Origin of the sequence: Rahnella laticis (genome assembly GCF_015644585.1) — a bacterium.
Classification (GTDB): Bacteria; Pseudomonadota; Gammaproteobacteria; order Enterobacterales; family Enterobacteriaceae; genus Rahnella; species Rahnella laticis.
Map to the genome: position 1 here is coordinate 267,423 of NZ_JADOBI010000003.1, position 19,162 is coordinate 286,584.

The 19,162-nt window shown below is 54.7% G+C and carries 16 protein-coding genes; 7 read left to right on the forward strand and 9 right to left on the reverse strand.

What is annotated here, in order from left to right; genetic code table 11:
• Positions 1-16: 16 nt before the first annotated feature.
• Together IV433_RS07555 and IV433_RS07560 are read left to right on the forward strand one after the other, a co-directional pair.
• Complete coding sequence (locus IV433_RS07555; RefSeq protein WP_195813781.1) at positions 17-2,557, forward strand: fimbria/pilus outer membrane usher protein; 2,541 nt, start codon at positions 17-19, stop codon at positions 2,555-2,557.
• Complete coding sequence (locus IV433_RS07560) at positions 2,554-3,522, forward strand: Csu type fimbrial protein (RefSeq protein ID WP_195813780.1); 969 nt, start codon at positions 2,554-2,556, stop codon at positions 3,520-3,522. Before IV433_RS07555 ends, IV433_RS07560 begins: the two co-directional genes overlap by 4 nt.
• Before the next feature lie 57 nt (positions 3,523-3,579).
• Here IV433_RS07560 and IV433_RS07565 read toward each other — a convergent pair whose 3' ends face one another.
• From IV433_RS07565 to IV433_RS07575, 3 genes are all read right to left on the reverse strand, one after another.
• Positions 3,580-4,059, reverse strand: a complete 480-nt coding sequence (locus IV433_RS07565) for a cold shock domain-containing protein (protein WP_195813779.1) — start codon at positions 4,057-4,059, stop codon at positions 3,580-3,582.
• Positions 4,060-4,166: 107 nt separating this feature from the next.
• Complete coding sequence (gene alkB / locus IV433_RS07570; protein WP_195813778.1) at positions 4,167-4,820, reverse strand: DNA oxidative demethylase AlkB; 654 nt, start codon at positions 4,818-4,820, stop codon at positions 4,167-4,169.
• A 69-nt stretch (positions 4,821-4,889) separates the two neighbouring features.
• Positions 4,890-5,774, reverse strand: coding sequence for a LysR family transcriptional regulator (locus tag IV433_RS07575; RefSeq protein ID WP_195813777.1), 885 nt, complete (start codon positions 5,772-5,774; stop codon positions 4,890-4,892).
• Positions 5,775-5,865: 91 nt separating this feature from the next.
• Between IV433_RS07575 and IV433_RS07580 the strand changes: the two genes are divergently transcribed.
• From IV433_RS07580 to IV433_RS07590, 3 genes are all read left to right on the forward strand, one after another.
• A complete protein-coding gene (locus IV433_RS07580; protein ID WP_195813776.1) occupies positions 5,866-6,666 on the forward strand; it encodes an isocitrate lyase/PEP mutase family protein in 801 nt (266 codons plus the stop codon).
• A gap of 40 nt (positions 6,667-6,706) precedes the next feature.
• Positions 6,707-7,213 (forward strand): AAA family ATPase, encoded by a 507-nt coding sequence (locus tag IV433_RS07585; RefSeq protein ID WP_195813775.1) that lies wholly within the window; start codon positions 6,707-6,709, stop codon positions 7,211-7,213.
• 95 nt (positions 7,214-7,308) lie between these two features.
• Complete coding sequence (locus tag IV433_RS07590; protein ID WP_195813774.1) at positions 7,309-8,127, forward strand: shikimate 5-dehydrogenase; 819 nt, start codon at positions 7,309-7,311, stop codon at positions 8,125-8,127.
• A gap of 92 nt (positions 8,128-8,219) precedes the next feature.
• Here the strand turns inward: IV433_RS07590 and gudD are convergent, their stop codons facing one another.
• The 6 genes from gudD to dgt form a co-directional block, all read right to left on the reverse strand.
• The gene (gudD, locus tag IV433_RS07595; RefSeq protein ID WP_195813773.1) at positions 8,220-9,557 is read right to left on the reverse strand and encodes a glucarate dehydratase; all 1,338 of its coding nucleotides are present in this window, start codon (positions 9,555-9,557) and stop codon (positions 8,220-8,222) included.
• A gap of 31 nt (positions 9,558-9,588) precedes the next feature.
• Entirely contained in the window at positions 9,589-10,926 is a 1,338-nt protein-coding gene (locus tag IV433_RS07600; protein WP_195813772.1) for an enolase C-terminal domain-like protein, read from the reverse strand.
• Positions 10,923-12,299 carry an MFS transporter gene (locus tag IV433_RS07605; RefSeq protein WP_195813771.1) on the reverse strand — a complete coding sequence of 459 codons (1,377 nt, stop codon included), beginning with the start codon at positions 12,297-12,299 and terminating at the stop codon, positions 10,923-10,925. The genes IV433_RS07600 and IV433_RS07605 overlap by 4 nt, the downstream gene beginning before the upstream one ends.
• A 305-nt stretch (positions 12,300-12,604) precedes the next feature.
• Positions 12,605-13,765: a CdaR family transcriptional regulator gene (locus IV433_RS07610; RefSeq protein ID WP_152327672.1), complete on the reverse strand. Its 1,161-nt coding sequence runs from the start codon at positions 13,763-13,765 to the stop codon at positions 12,605-12,607.
• A 217-nt stretch (positions 13,766-13,982) separates the two neighbouring features.
• Positions 13,983-15,428 carry a serine endoprotease DegP gene (gene degP, locus IV433_RS07615; RefSeq protein ID WP_195813770.1) on the reverse strand — a complete coding sequence of 482 codons (1,446 nt, stop codon included), beginning with the start codon at positions 15,426-15,428 and terminating at the stop codon, positions 13,983-13,985.
• A 329-nt stretch (positions 15,429-15,757) separates the two neighbouring features.
• Positions 15,758-17,272, reverse strand: a complete 1,515-nt coding sequence (gene dgt, locus IV433_RS07620; RefSeq protein ID WP_195813769.1) for a dGTPase — start codon at positions 17,270-17,272, stop codon at positions 15,758-15,760.
• Between the two features lie 184 nt (positions 17,273-17,456).
• Between dgt and mtnN the strand changes: the two genes are divergently transcribed.
• Positions 17,457-18,161, forward strand: a complete 705-nt coding sequence (mtnN, locus tag IV433_RS07625) for a 5'-methylthioadenosine/S-adenosylhomocysteine nucleosidase (protein WP_195813768.1) — start codon at positions 17,457-17,459, stop codon at positions 18,159-18,161.
• Complete coding sequence (gene btuF, locus IV433_RS07630; protein WP_195813767.1) at positions 18,161-18,967, forward strand: vitamin B12 ABC transporter substrate-binding protein BtuF; 807 nt, start codon at positions 18,161-18,163, stop codon at positions 18,965-18,967. Before mtnN ends, btuF begins: the two co-directional genes overlap by 1 nt.
• Positions 18,968-19,162 lie beyond the last annotated feature (195 nt).

The window sequence follows — 19,162 nt, forward strand, 5'->3', positions numbered from 1 at the left end:
GCAGGAGCCGCAACGGATGCCAATCAGACCTCTTCCCCGATCGGGTTATCAGCCTAAGCTGTATTTCCGGGGAAGCCTGTGCCTGTTATGTCTGTCCACGTTTGCCGTGCAGGCGCAGGAATATTCATCGCTGCCGGACGCCCCGCGTGCGGCGCCGGTGGTGACGGATGCCATGTTTTATCTGTCTGTCGTGGTGAACGGCCAGACGGATAATCAGGTGGTGCCTGTTACCTATCGCAATAATGCGTATTTTGTCGAAGCCGGAGTGCTGGCGAAAAATCACGTTCACATTAATGGTCAGACGAGGCTGATTAATGTTGGCGAGCTGCCTGACGTGAAAGCCCGTTATGACTCGGGAACACAGCAGCTGATTTTACAGGTGCCGGATGCGTGGCTGCCAAATCAGAACGTCAGCGGCGATCCGCTGATGAACTACACACCATCGAAAAGCAGTAACGGTCTGCTGTTTAACTACGATGCGTATTACACCGATCCCCCCGGCGGCGCACGGTCAGTCGCCACCTGGATGGAACAGCGTTTTTTCAGCAGCCTGGGGATTGTCACCAACACCGGAACTTACCGCTACAACATTGACAGCGTGCCCTCCAACGGCGCACAGACTTCGCAGGATGGCTATCTGCGTTACGACACTTTCTGGCGTTTTACCGACGAAAAAGATCTCATCAGTTATCAGGTCGGGGATTTCGTCAGCGACTCCCTGACATGGAGCAACTCTGCGCGCATGGGCGGTATCCGCATCAGCCGTAATTTTGCGGTTCGTCCGGATCTGGTGACGTATCCGCTGCTGCAATACAGCGGGACAGCCGCCGTACCGACCACCGTGGATTTGTTCCTCAATGGCTTCAAAGCCAGCAGTAATAACCTGAATTCCGGCCCGTTTACCCTGACCAACGTGCCGTATATCAACGGCGCCGGTGAAGCCACGATCGTGACGACGGATGCTGTCGGGCGACAAGTTTCGACCAGCGTACCGTTTTATGTTTCCAACACCTTGCTGCGCAAAAACCTCAGCGACTTTGATTTCTCGCTCGGCGCGGTTCGCCAGAATTATGGCCTGTCCAACGGTGATTATTCCGATGCGGCCTTCAGCGGTATCTATCGTTACGGCCTGAGCAATTACCTGACGCTTTCGGGCCATACCGAAATCGCGCAGGGATTAACGCTCGGTGGTTTAGGGGGGGATGTCGCGGTCGGCACCTGGGGAACGCTGAGTCTCTCGGGCAGCATGAGTAAAGCCGACCGGCCGCCGGTGGATGGCAGTAATATTCCTGATAACCAGAGTACTTACCCTAACGGCGCGAACCCGGGTATTCCCAATTCCAGCGGAGAAATCAGTAATCCGCTGGGCGTAAGCGCGACTGACAAAAAAGACGGCAGCCAGTACACCCTCGGCTATTCCTACTATTCCAATATTTTCAGCCTGTCCGCACTGCGCTCAAAACGCACGGTGGGTTATCAGGATATTACGTCTTACACCAGTAACACGCGGTTAAGCCGTCAGGCGGATCAGGTGACGTTTAGCACATCGCCCTTTGGCTCGTCGAACGGCACCATGGGCATCGGGTATTACGACGTCGAAGCCTATGACAATTCCCATACCCGGCTGGTGAACTTCTCTTACAGCCGCTCGCTGTGGGGCCAGAGCAGCATGTTTTTATCGCTCAACAAAACGCTGGGCGATAACGGCTACAGCGCACAGCTCCAGTTCATTATCCCGATCGGCACCAATATCAATATGAATGCAGGCGTGCAGCGTGACAGTTCAGGAAATTATCAGGAGCAAATTGGCGCCAGTAAAGCGACGCCGACCGACGGGGGTCTGGGCTGGAATCTGGCTTACAGCGGCGGTAACAATCCGTATCAGCAGGCCGATGCCACCTGGAAATCCCATTACGCCACGGTTCAGGGCGGCTTTTACGGTAATCAGGGCGATTACACCAACTGGGCGGATCTGAGCGGTTCTGTGGTGTTTATGGCGAACGACTGGTTCCTGTCGGACAAAATTAATGACGCCTTTATCGTGGTGGATACCGGCCATTACGCCGACGTGCCGGTGCTGTTCGAGAATCAAAAAATGGGCAAAACAGACAGCAACGGACATCTCCTGATCCCGACCGTCAGCTCGTATTATCCCGCCAAAGTGGAAATCGACACGCTTCCGCTCCCGGCAGACGTGGTCGCCAATAACGTCAACGACCGGATTGCGGTGAAGCAAGGCAGCGGCGTAGTGGTGAAATTTAGCGTGGAAAAAGTCCTTTCCGCCAATATCACCCTCCACGACAAAACCGGGCAACCGCTGAAACTCGGGACGCTGGTAACGGAACAAAACTCTCAGCAAACCACCGTAACCGGCTATGACGGGCTGGTGTACTTCTCCCATTTGCAGGAACACAACGTGCTGAATATTCAGCAGGAAGATCATTCGGTATGCCGGATCAGTTTCGATCTGGATCCTAAACATCAGAGTATTGAGCAGATTGGCCCGCTGGCATGTCCGGTAACGACAGAGGGTACAAGCGCAGGAGATAAATCATGAGAATTTTTTGGCGGCAGATACGCCACGGCGTGTTGCTGGTGATGCTGCTTGCGGCATCGTCAATGGCCCGGGCTGGTTGCACTACAGCAGCATCCACCATCACATTGGGGACACAAAATTCTTTTGCCGTCAGTTCCACTCCGCTGATCACCTCTGGCGGCAGCGGATTAAGCTGTACCGGCGGTCTGCTTAACGTGGGCGGCACCAACACCATCACGGCGCTTATAGGAACAACAACACATCCGACCGGAACACAGCCACGCCTTTACAGCGCCGTCACCGGCCAGTATCTGCCGTACAGTTTGTGTAAAGATGCCAGCTGCAGTGCCGTTTATAATCAGGGCGATACCATCACCTGGAGCAGCAGCACCGCGCTCGGCCTGTTGGGATTATTTTCCGGCCCCAACAGTACATTGCCGCTCTACGTCCGCCCGGTTGCCATTTCCAATCTGGCAGCCGGAACCTATATCGATACAGTTCCGATTAACTGGACCTGGAATATGTGTTCCATCGCTGTGGGTACATTGCTGTGTCTCGCGGATACCGGGAGTGTTTCTGGGAATGTGAATCTGACCCTGAATGTCACCAGTTTTTGCTATATCGACAGCGCGCCCAACGTCGGTTTTGGCAGCGCCGCCCTGCCTTCCGGCCTGACGACGGTCGTGGCGAACACTATCAGCGTGCGTTGTACCCTGAACGCCGCCTATTCCGTGAACCTGACCAGCAGCGTGGCGGGCACCGGCGCATACCGGCAGATGTCATCTACCGCCAATTCAGTTACCAGCTATCTGCAATACCAGATTTTCAAAGGTGACAGCACGGTCTGGACCGCCGCAACGAACAGCAGCGCGACCGGAACCGGCACTTCGCAGTCATTCCCATACACGGCGTCCGTGAATCTGACGCAGGCAAATCAGCCCGCAGGTTCTTACAGCGATACAGTGACGGTGACAGTGACGTACTAAAAGGAAGAAACAGAACCGGTGCAGCGAGCGCGCACCGGTTTGGAAACGTTAAAAAACTTACAGCGCTTTCAGCGTTTTGACGGTGGCATCCACGTCAATTTCATCTTCCGTAAACACGTAGGTGCTGTTCTGGAAGGTGGTGATCAGCAGCTTTTTCATGGTACGCGTCGCGGCTTTTTTCTCTTCTTCCTGCGGACGAATACGGTTCATCAGCAGGCCGACGGAAAGCACGGCATTTTCTTTGTCGACTTTGGTTTCTGCCGGGACTTCTTCATTGAAAGCCAGGAAGGATTTGATGCTGGTGATTTTGATGCGCTCACCGGCAATAAAGATGTATTTGCTTTCCGGTTCCACTTTGACCGCAAAGGCGGAAAGGCCTTTGTTGTTGGTCGTCGGCTCAAAAGTGACCACCGCATCTTTCTTAATCAGCTCAGGGTTTGCGACTTTAATCACGTGGAAATAACGGTTATCGCCGTTTTCATCTTTGATAAAACCGAAACCTTTATCTTCAAACCAGGTTGTGATTACGCCGTTCATCGCTTACCGCCTAAGTAATTATTCGTTCAACATGTCAGATTTTGCAGGGCGGCAGTGTAAAGCAGAATGAGGATAAAGTCCTGTGCTTTACAGCCCGGCCTGCCGTGTTATACCGCTTTACGGAAAGTCAGGTTAAACCGGTACGAACCTGTGAGCGGATGTTCGCCCGCTTTCAGCGGCAAAACGCCGTGATAACGCAGCCGCGACGGGCCGCCCCACACCACGATATCACCGTGCGTCAGCGTGATGCGCTGCGTTTTGTCGCTGCGCTCCAGCCCGCCAAACTGAAACACCGCCGGTAATCCGAGAGAAATCGAGACAATCGGCTGCCCGAAGTCATGCTCGTCTTTATCCTGATGCAGGCTCATTTTGGCGCCCGGCTGATAGCGGTTAATCAGGCAGGCGTCCGGATTAAAACCGGGAAACCCGGCCTGCTCTGCGGCTTTCACCGCGATTTCGCGAAACAGCTCAGGCATCGCGGGCCATTGCTGATGGCTTTCCGGCGACGTGGTCTGATAACGATAACCGGCTTTATCCGTCACCCAGCCGACATCGCCGCAGTTGGTCATCGCCACGGACATCGCATAACCGCCCGGCGTCGCGCGATACTGAAAAGGCACCAGCCCGGCGATCCGGTCGATCTCCGCCAGCAACGCCGTGTCGTTTTCCCGCGCAGCGCCACGCAGCACCACCGCGCCGGGGAAAAGATCTTCGCGCCAGTGCGGGTGGAAATCGGGATGATCAAAAAGATCCAAATTCATGTCAGCCTCCGCGTTTGCGTATGCATTAAGTATAACGGATGTCGCCTTTTGAGCATCAGGCCATCATTTTCAACGCCAGCGTGAAGATAAAAACTCAAGAAATACCGTGGCCGCCGGGCCGATACGCCGGTTAGGCCGCACGCAATACACACCGGTTTCCCGCCCCGTCCATTGCGGCAAAACCTGCACCAGACTTCCTGCGGCAATCGCCGCTGCCATCGTGACTGCCGAATGAAAAGCGATGCCGTGTGCGTCGGTACAAAGCCGCCGCGCTGCATCCGCGTTATCCACTTTCACCGATCCTTTCGGTGCCAGCGTGCGTTCTTCTGCACCCGAAAACAGCCGCCACAGCAGGCCGTCCTGGCTGGCCGAAGAGACGATACATTCATGCCCGTTGAGATCTTCCAGCGCCTGCGGCACACCGCGTTTTGCCAGATAAGCCGGTGCGGCCACCAGGATCCGCCGGTTCTCCAGCATTTTGTGGGCAATCAGCGAGGAATCCTTCATGCGGCCAATACGAAACGCCAGCATGATGCCGTCGGCAACCAGATCAGCGTAGTCATCGGTCAGACGCAAATCCAGCTGCACCCGCGGATACGCCGCCAGAAACGCACTCAGATACGGCACGATATGCGTGTGACCAAACGCCACCGGCGCGCTGACCACCAGTTCGCCATACGGCAGTTTCTGTTCATCGCGCACGGTTTCGGCGGCGTTTCTCAGCTGCAACAGCGCCTGATGGCACTCGGCAAAATAGCGTTTCCCGGATTCAGTCAGCGACATCGCCCGTGTGGTCCGGTTCAGCAGCTGGGTGCCCAGTTGCTGTTCCAGCGCTTTGATAAAGCGGCTGACGGACGACGGCGTGATCCCCAGCGCATCAGCGGCTCGGGCAAAGCTATTGTGTTCAACCACAGCAACAAAGGTTTGCACTAAGTGCAGCGACGGCGCGTTCATTATTGCTCTCAGGGAATCAATGAATGTTATTTCCGACTATTATCAAGAAAATTATGCATGATTAGAATGTTTCTTTTTCGAGGAACATTTTATGAAAACGCCTTCTCTCTCCGCCTTTCACGCCCTGCATTTGCAGGATAAACCGCTGAAATTACCCAACGCCTGGGACGCAGGCAGCGCACGCCAGACAGAGCTTCTTGGCGCGGCGGCCATTGCCACCACCAGCGCGGGCGTCGCCTGGTCCTTGGGGTATCGCGACGGCAATGCGCTGCCGGTGGATGAGTATGTGGCGCGCGCGGCGTCTATCGCCCGGGTGATTTCGGTTCCGCTTTCTGCGGATATTGAAGGCGGTTACAGCGACTCCCCGGCACAGGTCGCGGTTAACGTTTTGCGGCTTGCCGACGTCGGCGTCACCGGCATTAATATCGAGGACGGCGCGGATAATCCCGATCTCCTGTATGCCAAAGTCGAGGCCATCCGCAACGCGTGCATCCGGCGCGGCGTGGATCTGTACATTAATGTGCGTACCGACGTTTACGCCCGCCATCTGGTGTCCGCAGAACACCGCGCCGCCGAAGTCATGGTGCGGGCACAGGCCTGCCACCGCGCAGGCGCTGACGGGCTTTTTGTGCTCGGATTAGCCGACCTGAATGAGATGCGCGACATCGCCGAAAGCACGCCGCTGCTGCTCAATGTTGCAGTCTGGCCGGGGCTTGCGCCGGTGGAAGAACTGGCGCGTGCGGGCGTGCGCCGCCTCAGCGCCGGTTCCTGGCTGCCGCAGACTTTGTGGGCGCATAACGCGCGGCTGGTCAGCGGTTTTTTGCAGGACGATGCGATGACGCCGATGATAGAAAATGCAGCACCTTATTCTGAAATCAACGTGTTATTTTAACCTGCTGAAAAACAAAGACATCAAACCGGAGAGGCAGACAATGAACACCGAAAATCAGGCAATGCTGCATATCTTGTGCGGAAAAATTGCCTCCGGGAAATCCACCCTGGCGCGCGAACTGGCAAAGCAGCCTGTCACGGTGGTTGTCAGCGAAGACCGCTGGTTATCCGCGCTGTTTAAAGAGGAAATGCGCACGATCGAGGATTACGTCCGCTGCTCGGCAAAACTGCGCAGCGCCATCGCCCCGCACGTAGTTTCGCTGCTCAGCGCCGGAGTTTCCGTGGTGCTGGATTTTCCGGCCAATACCGTCGCGAACCGCCAGTGGATGATGAGCATCATTCACGAATCGAGCACGGATCATCGCCTGCATTTTCTGAATGTCTCCGCCGACGTCTGTAAATCCCGTTTGCACGTCCGGAATCAGTCCGGCACGCATGATTTTGCGGTGACCGATGAGCAGTTTGAGCTTATCTCCCGACATTTTGCTGAACCTCAGGCGGAAGAAGGTTTTACGATTATTCAATACGATAACGAAAACTCCGCGTAAACGGGAACCGCTCATGAAGGAACGCGCTGATTGTAGGGTTGTATCGTTTCAGCTAAGGTTTACCAAAGCCAAACCTACCCTATCAGGAGAGCATCATGAGTCGGGAAATCAACAAAGACACGCAGCTGTGCATGTCCCTTTCCGGTCGTCCGGGAAATTTCGGTACCCGTTTTCATAACTACCTTTATCAGGCGTTAGACCTGAACTTCGTCTACAAGGCGTTCAGCACGAAAGATATTGAAGCCGCCGTCAAAGGCGTTCGCGCACTCGGTATCCGTGGCTGCGCGGTTTCCATGCCGTTCAAGGAAGCCTGCATTCCGTTCCTCGATGAACTGGATCCTTCCGCTACCGCCATTCAGTCCGTGAATACCATCGTCAATGACGACGGCTTCCTGCGTGCCTATAACACCGATTATATTGCCGTCGCCAAACTGCTCGACAGCCATAAAGTCCCGCGCGATGCGGTCTTCGCGCTGCGCGGCAGCGGTGGAATGGGCAAAGCGGTGGTCGCCGCCATCCGTGATGCCGGTTTCAAAACCGGTTATATTATTGCGCGCAACGAAGCCAATGGCCGCGCGCTGGCAGAAGAATACGGTTACGAATGGAAAGCCGACGTCGGTGATTTAGCCGTCGATATGGTTGTCAACGTCACGCCAATCGGTATGGCCGGTGGCCCGGAAGCCGGTTCACTGGCCTTTGCGCCCGACGTCATTGACCGCGCGAGCATCGTTTTCGACGTCGTCGCCCTGCCGGTCGAAACGCCGCTTATCCGCTACGGCCGTGAGCACGGCAAAAAAGTCATCACCGGCGCAGAAGTCGCCGCACTTCAGGCCGTCGAACAGTTCGTACTGTACACCGGCAAACGCCCGTCCGACGAACTGATCGAAGCCGCGGCAACGCACGCGCGGAGCTGAGGGTTGTAATCACCTGACGTAAAAACAAAAAAGCCCTGACGGCAACGTCAGGGCGGTGGCCATTACTGCACCAATTTTTTTGAATCTGACGGCTAACGAACCAGACAGGGTTTCTTCGGATCAAACTTCCAGTCCGGCACCAGGAACTGCATGCCCTGAGCGTCATCGCGCGCGCCCAGCCCCATCCCTTTGTAGAGTTCGTGAGCTTTCATCACCTGATCCATATCCAGCTCAACGCCCAGCCCCGGTTGTTCCGGCACGCGCACTTTACCGCCTTTGATTTGCAGCGGTTCTTTGGTCAGGCGCTGATTGCCTTCCTGCCAGATCCAGTGCGTATCGATGGCGGTGATTTTGCCCGGCGCAGCGGCGGCAACCTGTGTGAACATCGCCAGCGAGATATCAAAGTGGTTATTGGAGTGAGAACCCCACGTCAGGCCCCATTCGTGGCACATCTGCGCCACGCGCACCGAGCCCTGCATGGTCCAGAAATGCGGATCCGCCAGCGGAATATCCACAGATTTCAGCTGGATGGTATGGCCCATCTGACGCCAGTCGGTGGCGATCATATTGGTCGCAGTCGGTAAGCCGGTGGCCTGACGGAATTCCGCCATCACTTCACGCCCCGAGAAACCCTGCTCTGCGCCGCACGGATCTTCCGCATAGGCCAGCACGCCACGCAGTTGTTTGCCGAGCGCAATGGCTTCATTCAGCGACCACGCGCCATTCGGATCCAGCGTGATGCGCGCCTGCGGGAAGCGTTGCGCCAATGCGGTCACGGCTTCGGCTTCTTCACTGCCGGCCAGCACGCCGCCTTTCAGTTTGAAATCATTGAAGCCGTATTTTTCATACGCGGCTTCGGCCAGACGAACCACGGCGGCAGGCGTCAGGGCTTCTTCGTGGCGCAGACGATACCAGTCGCAGTTGTCGCCGGGCTGGCTCTGGTAGCCGAGCGACGTTTTATTGCGGTCGCCAACGTAGAACAGGTAGCCAAGCATTTCGACTTCGTCGCGCTGCTGACCGTCGCCGAGCAGAGATGCGACGGTGACGCCCAGATGTTTGCCGAGCAGATCCAGCATCGCCGCTTCAATCGCGGTCACGACGTGGATTGTGGTGCGTAAATCGAAAGTTTGCAGCCCGCGGCCGGAAGCATCGCGGTCAGCAAACTTTTCGCGCACGGCGGTCATAACGTTTTTGTATTCGCCCAGCGTTTTGCCAATCACCAGCAACGCGGAATCATCCAAAGTCTGGCGGATTTTCTCGCCGCCCGGGACTTCGCCCACGCCGGTATTCCCGCTGCTGTCTTTGAGGATCAGGATGTTACGGGTGAAAAAAGGCGCGTGTGCCCCACTGAGGTTGAGCAACATGCTGTCGTGCCCGGCCACCGGGATCACCTGCATGGAAACAATTTTTGGTGTAGATGAAGAGGTCATGCTAACTCCTTAGTGAATTCGGATTCCGTAATCAGCGGCCCATCGCCGGGCGCTTGCGATCAAATGTCCAGCCGGGGATCAGGTACTGCATCGCCGCCGCATCGTTGCGTGCGCCGGTCGGCAGTTTTCTGTGCAGTTCGTGGGCGCGGTGGATCTGATCCATGTCGATCTCAATCCCTAACCCCGGTTTCTCCGGCACTTTTATTTTCCCGTTGACGATTTGCAGCGGCTCTTTGGTCAGGCGCTGGTTGCCTTCCTGCCAGATCCAGTGCGTATCAATCGCCGTCGGTTTACCCGGTACGGCCGCGCCAACGTGGGTAAACATCGCCAGAGAAATATCGAAATGGTTGTTGGAATGGCAGCCCCAGGTCAGGCCCCACTCATCGCACAACTGCGCCACGCGTACCGCGCCGTGCATGGTCCAGAAGTGCGGATCCGCCAGCGGAATATCGACGGACTGCAACATCACGGCGTGCTGCATCTCGCGCCAGTTGGTGGCAATCATGTTAGTGGCGACCGGCAAACCGGTGGCGCGGCGGAACTCGGCCATCACTTCGCGGCCTGAAAAACCCTGCTCCGCGCCGCACGGATCTTCCGCATAGCTGAGGATCCCGTGCAGGTTTTTACATAAATCAATCGCTTCATCGAGCAGCCACGCGCCGTTCGGATCGACGGTAATCCGCGCATCCGGGAAACGTTTTGCCAGCGCTTTCACCGCGTCAATTTCCTGCTCGCCGGGCAGTACACCGCCTTTGAGTTTGAAATCTTTAAAGCCGTAGCGATCCTGCGCGGCTTCCGCCAGCTGCACCACGGCGTCGCTGTTCATCGCTTTCTGATGACGCAGGTGATACCAGTCGTGAACGCCGCGCGCGCCTTCCTGATACGGTAAATCTGTTTTCTGCCGGTCGCCGATATAGAAGAGATAACCGAGCACCGTCACTTCGTCGCGCTGTTTGCCCGGCCCGAGCAGTTCGCACACCGGCACGCCGAGGAATTTACCCATCAGATCCAGCAGCGCAGCTTCCAGCGCCGCCACCGCATTGACGCGCAACTCGAACGTCCACGCGCCTTTACCAAACGAATCGAAATCCGACGACTGATTACCCACGTGAATCTGATGCACCAGCCGGTTCATCCGCGCCACTTCCTGGCCTTTGACCTGCGCGATGGCTTCCACCAGCGTGTTGTAGATCACTTCGCCGCCCGGCGCTTCGCCCACGCCGGTGTTCCCGGCGCTGTCCGTCAGAATCACGATGTTACGGGTGAAGTAAGCACCGTGTGCGCCGCCGATATTCATCAGCATGCTGTCGTGACCGGCCACAGGAATAACCTGCATATCAGTGATGACCGGAGAAGATTGCGTACTCATCGTGATGCTCCTTTTCCTGCGGTGGCAGATACGAGAGGTTTCAACTGGATACGTTCAATTTTGCCGACAATAAAGACGTAGCTGATGACGGCGAGCAGGGCGTGGATCCCGACGAAAATCAGTGCGCCGTTAAACGAACCGGTGGTACCGATAATGTAGCCGACCGCAATCGGGGTGATGATGCCGGAAACGTTACCGAACATGTTGAACAGCCCGCCGCTCAGCCCGCTGATTTCTTTCGGTGCGGTATCGGCCATAACCGCCCAGCCCAGCGCGCCCAGCCCTTTGCCGAAGAAGGCGAACGCCATAATCCCGACGACCATCCATTCGGTATCGACGTAGTTGCAGGCAATCATCGACATCGACAGCAGCATACCGATAACGATCGGCGCTTTGCGTGACAGCGTCAGGTTGTTGGTTCTGCGCATCAGCCAGTCGGAAATAATCCCGCCCAGCACGCCGCCGAGGAAGCCGCAAATGGCCGGAACCGACGCCACCATGCCCGCTTTAAGAATGGACATTCCGCGCGCCTGAACCAGATAAACCGGGAACCAGGTGATGAAGAAGTAAGTCAGCGCATTGATGCAATACTGGCCGATATAGATGCCGATCATCATGCGCGATTTCATTAACTGTTTGAGCTGTGAGGCTTTCTCGCCTTTGACTTTCGCCTTTTTAGTGGCTTTCTGATCCATATTGATCAGCGCGCCACCGGCTTCCATGTAGTCGAGTTCGGCCTGATTGACGCCCGGATGATCTTTTGGATCGTGGATCACTTTCAGCCAGATAAAGCTCAGGATGATCCCCAGTCCGCCCATGAAGAAGAAGACGTGTGACCAGCCTACGGCCTGTGTCAGCCAGCCCATAATCGGGGCAAAAATCACGGTAGCGAAATACTGTGCGGAGTTAAAAATCGAAACCGCTGTTCCGCGTTCCTGTGCCGGGAACCATGCCGCAACAATCCGGCTGTTGCCCGGGAAAGAAGGCGCTTCAGCCAGGCCGACCAGGAAACGTAATACGAAGAGGGAAACTACGATGCCAAAGCCGCTGAATATATCGACGAACCCTTGCAACAATGTGAATAATGACCAGATGAAAATACTGTAGAAGTAAACTTTTTTGGAACCGAATTTATCCAGTAACCAGCCACCGGGTATTTGTCCGATAACGTAGGCCCAGGAAAATGCCGAAAATATATATCCCATCCCGACAGAATCGAGACCGATATCTTTCGCCATTGCCGACCCGGCAATAGATAACGTCGCGCGGTCGCCGTAATTAAATGATGTGACGATAAATAACATCACCACGATCCAGTAGCGCGCATTAGTTCTTTTTTTCACGGCACTGGCTGATGAAACGATTGTTTCCATGATGTTCTCCGGAATTGAGAGTGATGCAAATACCCCAAGGTATAAGTCATTCCAGCCAGCCACAGAACTGTAGGGTTCAGAGAGGAAGGAAGAATGCCAGTATAAGAACAACCGGAAACCAACTCATTAGGCAAAGTGACAAGCATGGAAAGCGGTTTGCATTTATCTTGAGGCGAATGCCCAGTACCATGCGAGTCAGTTCACGAAAATAGAATGGCTTGTGATTGACGTCACGTTTAATTAAATTCGGCAATTTCGTCCTGAAAATATCCGCTAAAGAAATACTTTCAGGACGCACAGATTAATTAAACCTGATCGTTATCTAATTGAAGTGCCACATACAACAACAGGCGATCGTCAAAATTCCCCAGATCCAAACCGGTTAATTCCGAAATACGGTTTAAACGATATTCCAGCGTATTACGGTGAATATAAAGTGCCTTAGACGTTGCCGTGGGTTGCACATTATTATGAAACCACGACGCCAGTGTACGCCGCAGTAATCCGTTGCCGTCGGTGGCTTTCAGACGCGCCAGCGGCCGCACCAGTTCATCGGCCTGCCAGCCGCCGCGAAGGCTGTCGAGCAGCACCGGCAAAATCAGATCCTGATAGAAGTAGCAACGCTGCTCGGGCATGCGCTGCTTGCCGACGGTCATGGTGGTTCTCGCGGTGCGATACGACCGGGCAATACTGCCGGGGCCGCTGAAGAAGTTGCCGAGGGAAATACGGACGCGCAGACGACCGGTTTCGGTCATGCGCGACAACAGATGATCGATTCGCTGCCGGTGACCGTCCGGATCCCAGCGATCGTAGCTGTTCAGCGCCGGTTTCAGCACCACCATTTCGGTGAGCGAAACAATCGCGATCAGGTTATCGCGCTCCGGCGTGGTCAGTAAGGTTTGCAGCTGTTGCAGCTCCGCCATCGCGGAATCCACGCCGAGCTGGCCGCTGTCGACTTCGACCACCGCCGCCACGCGCGGACGGTTCAGGTCAATGCCCAGACGCTGCGCCCACTCCATTAACGCTGGGGAAAGTTCGTCCACGCGGATCAGGTTCAGCACCAGTTCTTCGCGCAAACGGCTGTCCTGCGCGAGCATATGTAACAAACGCGCCTGCTCAAGCATCATTTCGGCGGTCATGCACACCAGTTCGCCGTACTGACGCAGCTGCGACGGGTTGCCGGTCAGGCCAATCACGCCGACAATCTGGCCATCTATGCGCAGCGGCAGGTTGATACCCGGACGCACTCCGTGCAAATGCCGTGCAACACCTTCATCGATATCGACAATACGTTCCTGCGAAATGGACAACAGCGCACCTTCGTGCAATTCGCCAAGACGCTGATCGTCACCGCTACCGATTATTCTTCCCCGTCCATCCATGACATTCACATTACTATCAATGATTTGCATTGTTCGGGCAACAATCTGTTGCGCCAGCTTTGCATCAAGATGATACGCTGACATGATCCCCTGCCTTGCCTGTTTTATCGTTGTCAGACCAGCATACCCAGCGGCTTACGCCGACACATTATGCAAATGCCCAAAGAGCGAAAGCACCTATTGAAGTTGCGGGTAAGGTCACATTTTTAAGCAAATGCCCAAGAAAATTCAGGCGCGGATCGGGAGAAAAAAGCATAAAAAAAGGCACGCCGGAGCGTGCCTTGTGAGGACTATCTGCGGATTATTGCGCCAGCAGGTAGATTGAAGAGTCACCACGCTGAATATCCAGCGCCAGTACAGACGGCTTGGTATCCAGAATTTTACGCAGCTCGCCTAAGTTAGCGACTTTCTGCTGGTTCACGCCCAGGATCACATCGCCTTTTTTCAGGCCAATGCTCGCGGCTTTTGAACCCGGTTTCACTTCGTCAACTTTCACGCCTTTCTGGTCGCCCGCGGTGCCATTGCTCAGCTCAGCACCTTCAATGCCGGTGAAAATGTTGCCGGATTCCACTTTAGGCGTTTGCGTGCTTTGCTCAATGGTCACGTCAACGTTCACCGGTTTACCTTCACGCAGCAGACCCAGCGTCACTTTGGTGCCGATTGGCATGGTGCCGATATCCGCACGGAACGACGCGAAGCTGCTGATTGGCTTGCCGTTCATGCTCAGGATCACATCGCCCGCTTTGATGCCCGCTTTTTCTGCGGCAGATTTCGGCATGACCTGGCTGATGAATGCGCCGCGCTGTGCGTCTACTTTCATCGCTTTCGCCAGCTCGGAGTTCAGCTCGGTACCCATGATGCCCAGTTCGCCACGTTTCACCTGGCCGAATTCGATCATCTGTTTGGACAGGTTTTTCACCATGTTACTTGGGATCGCAAAGCCGATACCGATGTTGCCGCCGTCCGGTGCCAGGATCGCCGTGTTCAGACCAATCAGTTCACCGTTCAGGTTAACCAGCGCGCCGCCGGAGTTACCGCGGTTGATCGCCGCATCCGTCTGGATGAAGTTTTCATAGTTTTCGATGTTCAGGCCGGAACGTCCCAGCGCAGACACGATACCGGATGTCACGGTTTCGCCTAAACCATACGGGTTACCGATCGCCACGGTGTAGTCACCCACGCGCAGTTGCTCGGAATCGGCGATCTTAATCGCGGTCAGGTTTTTGGCGTTTTGCAGCTGAATAACCGCGATGTCAGAACGTGGATCTTTACCGATCACTTTCGCATCGAACTTACGGCCATCGTTCAGCTGGACACTGATTTTTGTCGCGTTATCAACAACGTGGTTGTTGGTCACAACATAACCTTTATCCGCATCAATAATCACGCCTGAACCCAGCGCACGGAAATCTTCTTTCTGTTCAGGGGCTGGCTGACCGTCAGGTCCCTGACCGCCGCCCTGACAAACCGGGGAGCCCTGGAACGGCGAACCGTCCTGGCACAGCGGAGAGTTCTGACCAAAGAATTGCTGGAACTGCTGGCCCATGCGCGGTGTTTTCACCGGCGCGCTGCCTTCAACGTTCACACTCACCACGGACGGCATCACTTTTTCAAGCATCGGTGCCAGGCTTGGCAGCTGTGTGGTGCTCGAAGATGCGGTTTCGGCAGCCAGAGCAGACGAAACCGGGGCCATTGCCATACCAACACTTAACGCTAACGCGCTGAGGAATAAAGTCGATTTTTTCATTTTTCAGGATCTCTTAAAATTATTGTGGCAACCAAAATAGTCGCGTTGCTTGGTAGTCGTGATACTGAGATGGTATTAATAGCGTGAAGTTCATCAGGGTCATACTGACAATGGTAAAAAAGTATTGTCATTATTTACAAATGGCGCTTTTTCGGACAGTTTCGTAAAGAAAATAAAAGACGTTTAAATTTAACCCTTAACTTTTACCCTAAATAATTCGTATTGCAGGAAGGCGGCAATTGAAGAAGTCCCGATGAGCTGACTGTAGTCAGTGATTTGGGCGACTGAATGCGGCCAACGCATCTGCAATGCGAAGTATGACGGGTAAATTATTCTGCCGCCATCAGACGTCTATATTCATCGTACGCATACAGATCTGTCATGCCGCTGATATAATCCTGAATCATTCTCGCCCGGTAATAGAACTCCTGCGCGGAAAATTCCGAAACGCCTGCGCCTTCGAGCGCCACGACGGCATTGTTATACGCCAGACGGTGTTTGGCAGAAATCTTATGCAACAGACGGGTTTCTATAGGATATTTCCTGTGCGTATCCTCCTCAACCAGCTGGCTAAAATCAGACAATGGCATATCCAGCAACGGACTGTAAATATCCAGTAATCCGCTGATCACCCGGTAACCCTGTAATTCCAGCTCCTCGACTTCCGGGTGGTTGAATACCTGTTTGAATGCGACGGATTTATAAATCTCTAACAAACGGTTCGCCTGGCTATCATCTTCGAGCAGCGCATGATTAAAGGTTCCCTGATAAACATCTTCTATATTATCAATGAATCTGCGCGCCGCGTGAGGCACCAGCTGTTTAACCGTCTGAACGCGAAGTTCCATAAAGAAATAATCCACCGGATTACGGAATGTTTTCGCTTTATCCATTTTTTCATACGCGGTGCGAACCACTTTATCGAAGATGTCATTCTTCTCAATGTCGCCCCATTCACGCGTCAGATATTTATAGAGTTCTTCGACGCTGAAAATATTTTTCTCAACCGCATCTTCCAGATCGGCGATGCAGTAAGAAATATCGTCTGCGGCTTCCATAATGTAGGTCAGCGGGAAACGGTTGAACTCCCCTAATCCGAGTTCGCTGCGCAGCTCTTTGATGAACGTTTCTTCAGCCAGATAAAAACCGGGCTTTTTCATCAGATAATCGTGCGAAGGCAGGCGGTTCATTGAGTACGCCGGACGGGTATATTTCAGGATGCAGGCGGTCTGGCTGTAGGTCAGATTGAGTTTGAGCAACGTAAACACCAGGCGAATGGCCTGAGCATTGCCTTCAAAATTGCTGAGGTCGTAACGGATTTTACTGCGCAGCTGATTCAGCGCCGCCTCGTCCGGCGTCAGCCGCAAACAGGCCACCAGACAGGAATCGGTTTCCGGCGGCGTTTCGCCACAGCTTTCGATATCCATGCGCTTTTTGAACCAGTTATTAATCGCCGACTCGCCGAAATGCCCGAAAGGCGGATTGCCGATGTCGTGCATCAGGCAGGCCATTTCAACCACGCTTTCGAACGGATCGGTCACGTCGTCCAGCCCGTAAACCTCGAGCTTGCCCTGACGGCGCAGGCGGTGCAGGATTTCTTTCGCAATGTGGCGCCCCACCTGCTGAACTTCGAGGGAATGCGTCAGGCGGCTGCGGACGGCGGCGTTTTTCTCCAGCGGGAAGACTTGTGTTTTTTGTTGCAGACGGCGGATGGCGGCAGAATTGATAATACGTCCCCGGTCGCTCTCAAACTGCCGGACGACATCATATGCATCCCGCGCCTCAATCGGGGCGCTAAACGGGCGCTGAAAATTGAATTTCGCTTTAAAATCGATCCCGGACATGATTTCCCACCTTTTCAGCCACTCACGCGCCCGGCCAGCCCGCGTTTTGCGTAACAAAACCCACGGCCCAAACGCATTATCTCTTCCCTTTAGCCATGATAGACTATCGCACATTGTTTTCGTTATTAAACCGTCAATTCCGCACCTGCTGCGGTTCATTTCACCCCAATCTGCGAGTATTCATATGAAAGTAGGCATTATTGGCGCAATGGAGCAGGAAGTGACCCTGCTGCGCGACAAAATCATCAACCGTCAGACTATCGAGCGTGCTGGCTGCGAAATCTATACCGGTCAGCTGAACGGTGTGGACGTCGCGCTGCTGAAATCTGGCATCGGTAAAGTGTCTGCGGCGATGGGTACGACGCTGCTGCTGGAACATTGCCGCCCGGATGTGGTGATCAATACCGGTTCTGCCGGTGGTCTGGCGAAAACGCTGAAAGTCGGCGATATCGTGGTTTCCGATGAAGTTCGCTACCACGACGCGGATGTGACTGCATTTGGTTATGAGCCGGGTCAGATGGCGGGTTGCCCGGCAGCTTTCGTGGCGGCACCTTTCCTGATCGAACTGGCTGAAACCTGTATCCGCGAGCTGGACCTGAACGCCGTGCGCGGTCTGGTGTGCAGCGGTGACGCATTCATCAACGGTGCAGCGCCTCTGGCCCGCATTCGTGCCACCTTCCCGAACGTCGCTGCCGTGGAAATGGAAGCTGCCGCAATTGGCCATGTTTGCCATCTTTTCGACACGCCTTTCGTGGTTGTGCGTGCCATTTCTGACGTCGCAGACACCGAATCTCACCTGAGCTTTGAAGAGTTCCTGGTGGTTGCTGCACAGCAATCCACGCTGATGGTTGATGCCATGCTGAAAGCACTGGCTGCTTCCGAAGAGTGATGATGCGCCGGTTCTGTCTTTTGCTGATCTGCCTGTCGCTGCCCCTGATGGCGACTGCGGCACCGGCGCAGCGGGTGATCAGCCTCGCGCCTAATCTGACAGAACTGGCGTTTGCTGCGGGCATGGGCGATCGGCTGGTCGGAGTTAGTGCTTACTCCGACTTCCCGCCTCAGGCCAGCAAGCTTGAGCAGGTCGCGAACTGGCAGGGAATCAATGTCGAGCGCATTGTGACGCTAAAACCGGATCTGGTGCTCGCCTGGCGCGGCGGTAATCCACAGCGTCCGCTTGATCAGCTCACGTCTCTGGGCATCAGGGTCATTTATCTCGATCCGCAGAATGCGCAAGATGTGGCAAAGGCGCTGGAACAGCTGGCAGCCTACAGCCCGGAACCTGCAAAATCTCAGCAGGCAGCCCGTGATTTTCGCCAGCAATGGCAGGCGCTGAAGCAAAAGTATCACCGCGAAAAGCCGGTTCCGGTATTTATCCAGTTCGGCACTCAGCCGCTGTTTACCGCCTCATCCGCAACAATGCAAAGTGAAGTGCTGGAAGTCTGTGGCGCAAAAAACGTTTTCGCCGACAGCCGTGTTCCGTGGCCTCAGGTCAGCCGGGAGCAGGTTTTAAGCCGTCAGCCACAGGTTATTGTTATATCGGGAGGAAAATCGCAAAAAGCGATCATTGAAGGCTACTGGCATTCCCTGCTCAATGCGCAGGTTATCGCACTCGAGCCAGACTGGTTCAGCCGCGCGGGGCCACGTATTTTGCTGGCAGCACAACAGCTCTGCCCTCAGCTTGCTGCCTTGCCTTAAAGGTGAATGCTTACTAACAAAACGTCTTCCTGCCAAAATCTGTGCGCTGTGGCACTTTTCCGAATTGTTCTTTTATTAACCAAAATCAAGAATGCAGCCCTGTCATCTGGTAACATGCCTGTCGTAGAATTATCCGGTTCGTGCACTTTCCCCGCTTGAACATTATCTCTTTGTTGTACAAACGAAATAATAAAA